Below are 4,164 nucleotides of genomic sequence, written 5' to 3'. Positions count from 1 at the left end.
GCCGGCCGAGCAGCGCCTCGCGGACATCCCGATGCACAAGCGCCTGAAGCAGCAGCGGCAGCGGCTGCAGGACCTGGTCGGCCTCTGGTCGCATCGGACGAACACGCCGCACGGGGCGATCCACACCGAGCTGCGGCGGGCGTGCGGCGGTCCCGCGGTCGCGCAGGCGACGGAGGAGCAGCTGCAGCAGCGAATCGAGCTGCTGCGGAAGCGCATCGCGGGCTGACGCACGCCGAGCGAGGTGAGGTTAGCCTTACCTCATGCCGCCGCTCGCCGTCTCGCAGCCCGACACGCAGTCGCCCGACGCGCCCTTCCTCCTGCACCGGGTGCGGGTCGCGCGGCGCGAGCGCCTGTCAGCCGGGTTCGTGCGCCTCACCTTCACCGGGCCGACGCTCGACCGGTTCGCCGATCCCGGGCTCGACCAGCGCATCAAGCTGATCCTGCCGGGGGAGGCGGGGTCGCTCGACGACCTGCGATTCGTCGACGACTGGTACGGCGCCTGGCGCGGGCTGCCGGACGAGCGCCGGCCGGTCATCCGGACCTACACGACCCGCGCAGTCCGCCCTGCGGCGCGGGAGGTGGACGTCGACCTCGTGCTCCACGAGCCGTCCGGGCCCGCCGGCCGGTTCGCGGCCGGCTGCCGGGAGGGGGACGAGGCGGTGCTGTGCGGGCCGAACGTCCGCGCCGCCACCTCCGGAGGCGGCATCGACTTCCGGCTCCCGCCCGCCGCGCGCCGGGTGCTGGTCGCCGGGGACGAGACCGCCCTGCCGGCGATCGCCCGCATCCTCGAGGCGCTGCCGCTCGGCGTGCGCGGCGTCGCGCTGGTCGAGGTGCCGAGCGGGGACGACGGGACGCAGCTGCCGGCGCATCCCGGTGTGGAGGTCCGCGTGCTGGTCCGCGGCTCCGCGCCCATCGGCTCGCTGCTGGCCGCGGCGGTGCGCGAGACCGCGCCGCGGCTGGTCACGACCGCCGTCGGCGAGGAGCCCGAGGACGTCGACGTCGACGTCGGGCTGCTGTGGGAGGTGCCGGAGGGGGGCGACGGCCCCCTCTACGCCTGGCTCGCGGGCGAGGCCGGGGTGATCAAGGCGCTGCGACGCCTGCTGGTCGCCGAGCTCGGCGTCGATCGGCGGTCGGTGGCCTTCATGGGGTACTGGCGCCGCGGCAGGGCCGAGGGGAGCTGACCGTCGGAGGCGGCCCCTAGGCTCGGCCGCGATGCAGACCTTCCTGCCGTACCCCTCGTTCGACGAGAGCGCCCGGGTGCTGGACCAGGCGAGGCTCGGGAAGCAGCGCGTCGAGACCCTCCAGGTGCTGCGGGCCCTGGTCGTGCCGACGTACGGCTGGCAGCGGCACCCGGTGACCGCGATGTGGCGCAGGCACGTCCCCGCGCTGACCGCGTACGGGCTCGCGACTGTGCGCGCCTGGACCGACCGCGGCTACACGGACACCGTCGGCGACCAGCTGCTCGAGTTCGCGCCGCAGGTGGCGGGCGTCCCGCAGGAGCGGCTCGCCGACGACGGCCTGCTGCCTTCGTGGATCGGGGATCCCGCTGTGCACGAGAGCCACCGCTCGCGCCTGATCGCGAAGGCGCCCGAGTACTACCGCCCGCTGTTCCCGGGCACCCTCGAGGACCTCGACTACGTGTGGCCGAGCGGCGCGGCGGCGCTCGAGCCGCCGCTGGGGAACGACCTGTGGGTGCTGCGGGTCGACGCGCTCGAGCCGTGGCGCACCGCCGGGCTGCTCGGGCTGCCCGCCGCCGACGCGCGCGGCAAGGTGACGCCGGCCTGGCGGCACCAGCTGCGCGCCTTCGAGGACGAGCTGCGGCCCGGCGTCGTCGTCGGCGTGCTGGCCACCGGGCAGCCGGACCGGCTCCACCTCGCCGCGGTCACCGGCGACGCGGCGCCCGCGACCGTCGACGGGGTCGGGTGCACGGCGGTCGCGGCGCGGTTCGAGGGCGGGCTCGACCGGCGCGCGCTGCCGGTGCCCGCCGCGCTGCAGAGCCCGCGGCGGTTCTTCCCCGTGCAGCTGGCGGCGCCGCTCGGCGACCCCGGGGACGCGGAGCGATGACGAGTCGCGAGCAGGTCAGGCGGTGGCGCGGCTACCTGGCCGACGAGCGCGCCGAGGCCCTCGTGTACCGCGACCTCGCCTCCCGCCGCACCGGCGCCGACCGCGACATCCTGCTCGAGCTCGCCGAGGCGGAGGGGCGTCACGAGCAGCACTGGGTCGCGCTGCTCGGCACGGAGGCGGACCGGCCCACCCGGGTCGGCCTGCGCACCCGCCTCCTCGGCCTGCTCGCCCGCCGGTTCGGGTCCGTGTTCGTGCTCGCGCTGCTGCAGCGGGCCGAGGGGCGCTCGCCCTACGAGGACGAGGCGGACGCGACCCCGCGGATGGCCGCCGACGAGCGGATCCACGAGGAGGTCGTGCGCTCCCTCGCGATGCGCGGCCGCGCCCGCATCTCCGGCACCTTCCGCGCCGCCGTGTTCGGGGCCAACGACGGGCTCGTGTCCAACCTCGCGCTGGTACTCGGCGTCGGCGCCGCCGGCGCGGACGCCGCTCTCGTGCTCGTCACCGGGATCGCCGGCCTGCTGGCGGGCGCGCTGTCCATGGGCGCGGGCGAGTACGTGTCCGTCTCCTCGCAGCGCGAGCTGCTCGCCGCCTCGACGCCGTCGCCGCAGTCCGCCGACGCGCTGACGCGCATCGACTTCGACCGGAACGAGGTCGCGCTGGTCTTCCGCGCCAGGGGCATGACGGAGGCGGACGCGGAGGCCGCCGCCGGCGAGGTGCTGCGCGAGCGGGAGTCCCCGAGGCTGCCCGCGGACGACGTCGACGTGGAGACCGTCGGCACCCCGTTCGGCGTCGCGCTGTCGAGCTTCGCCTTCTTCGCCTCCGGCGCGCTGATCCCGATCCTCCCGTACCTGATCGGGCTGTCGGGGGCGCTCGCCGTGGTGCTCGCGGCCGGGCTCGTCGGGCTCGCGCTGCTCGCCTCCGGCGCGGTCGTCGGGGTGCTCTCCGGCGCACCGATGCTGCCCCGGGCGCTGCGCCAGCTGCTGATCGGGTACGGGGCCGCCGCGGTGACGACGCTCCTCGGGCTGGTGTTCCGCGCCGCCGGGATCTGACGCGGGTCATCGCGTCCAGGATGGCGCGGCAGGGTGGGTGACATGACGACGACCCCCTCCGCCCTCGGTGGCTCCTTCCGGCTCGGCGACCGCGAGGTGCCGCGCGTCGGCTACGGCGCGATGCAGCTGGCGGGCCCCCGGGTGTTCGGGCCGCCGAAGGACCGGGACGAGGCGCTCGCCGTGCTCCGCACCGCCGTCGACCTGGGAATCCGGCACATCGACACCGCCGACTTCTACGGCCCGCACGTGACGAACGAGCTGATCCGGGAGGCGCTGTCGCCGTACCGCGACGACCTCGTCGTCGTCACGAAGGTGGGCGCCCGCCGTGACGCGAAGGGCGGCTGGCCGCCCGCCCGCGAGCCCGAGGACCTCGTGCAGCAGGTGCACGACAACCTGCAGCGGCTGGGCGTGGAGGCGCTGGACGTCGTCAACCTGCGGATGGGCGGCCAGTCCGGACCGACCGCTGGCACGATCGCGCGGCAGTTCGAGGCGCTCGCCGAGCTGCGGGAGCAGGGGCTGATCCGCGAGCTCGGGGTCAGCAACGTCGACGCCGAGCAGATCGCGGAGGCCAGGACGATCGCGCCGATCGTCTGCGTGCAGAACCTGTACAACCTCGCGAACCGGGCCGACGATCGGGTCGTCGACCTGCTGGCCGACGAGGAGATCGCGTACGTGCCCTACTTCCCGCTGGGCGGCTTCAGCCCCATCCAGTCGGATGCGCTGCAGGAGGTCGCCGCCGGACTGGAGGCGACGCCGATGGCCGTCGCGCTGGCCTGGCTGCTGCAGCGCTCGCCGAACGTCCTGCTGATCCCCGGCACCTCGTCGGTGGCGCACCTGCGCGACAACGTCGCCGCCGCGTCCCTCACGCTGCCGGCGGAGGCCGTCGCGCGCCTCGACGCCATCGCCGGCTGACCCGTTTCCGTTGTGAAGGAACTTCTGCTCCTTCGTCGCAGAAGTTCCTTCACAACGGACTCGCTCAGCGGACGAGGCGGATCTCGACCTGGCTGCCGAACGCGGGGCCGAAGACGTGCCTGGCCCCGTCCGCGCGGAA

Annotated in this window: 4 protein-coding genes and 1 pseudogene; all 5 read left to right on the top strand. The window is 75.3% G+C overall.

What is annotated here, in order from left to right:
* Nucleotides 1-226 (top strand): annotated as a pseudogene (locus tag ACFE60_RS18040) (ATP-dependent helicase); the annotation flags it as partial.
* Between the two features lie 34 nt (nucleotides 227-260).
* Nucleotides 261-1,181: a siderophore-interacting protein gene (locus ACFE60_RS18035; RefSeq protein ID WP_375390235.1), complete on the top strand. Its 921-nt coding sequence runs from the start codon at nucleotides 261-263 to the stop codon at nucleotides 1,179-1,181.
* 31 nt (nucleotides 1,182-1,212) lie between these two features.
* Nucleotides 1,213-2,064 carry an MSMEG_6728 family protein gene (locus ACFE60_RS18030; RefSeq protein ID WP_375390234.1) on the top strand — a complete coding sequence of 284 codons (852 nt, stop codon included), beginning with the start codon at nucleotides 1,213-1,215 and terminating at the stop codon, nucleotides 2,062-2,064.
* Nucleotides 2,061-3,113 carry a VIT1/CCC1 family protein gene (locus ACFE60_RS18025; protein WP_375390233.1) on the top strand — a complete coding sequence of 351 codons (1,053 nt, stop codon included), beginning with the start codon at nucleotides 2,061-2,063 and terminating at the stop codon, nucleotides 3,111-3,113. The genes ACFE60_RS18030 and ACFE60_RS18025 overlap by 4 nt, the downstream gene beginning before the upstream one ends.
* A 42-nt stretch (nucleotides 3,114-3,155) precedes the next feature.
* On the top strand, nucleotides 3,156-4,025 hold the full coding sequence (locus tag ACFE60_RS18020) for an oxidoreductase (RefSeq protein WP_375390232.1): 870 nt from the start codon (nucleotides 3,156-3,158) through the stop codon (nucleotides 4,023-4,025).
* Nucleotides 4,026-4,164 lie beyond the last annotated feature (139 nt).

It is taken from the genome of uncultured Amnibacterium sp. (assembly GCF_964245895.1).
Classification (GTDB): domain Bacteria; phylum Actinomycetota; class Actinomycetes; order Actinomycetales; family Microbacteriaceae; genus Amnibacterium.
Note: the sequence above shows the minus strand (reverse complement) of the source record. Positions and strands in the feature narration are given on the sequence as shown.

Coding starts and splice junctions, on each gene's coding strand:
- ACFE60_RS18025 (WP_375390233.1), top strand. CDS start 2,061: ATGACGAGTCGCGAGCAGGTCAGGCGGTGGCGCGGCTACCTGGCCGAC.
- ACFE60_RS18035 (WP_375390235.1), top strand. CDS start 261: ATGCCGCCGCTCGCCGTCTCGCAGCCCGACACGCAGTCGCCCGACGCG.
- ACFE60_RS18030 (WP_375390234.1), top strand. CDS start 1,213: ATGCAGACCTTCCTGCCGTACCCCTCGTTCGACGAGAGCGCCCGGGTG.
- ACFE60_RS18020 (WP_375390232.1), top strand. CDS start 3,156: ATGACGACGACCCCCTCCGCCCTCGGTGGCTCCTTCCGGCTCGGCGAC.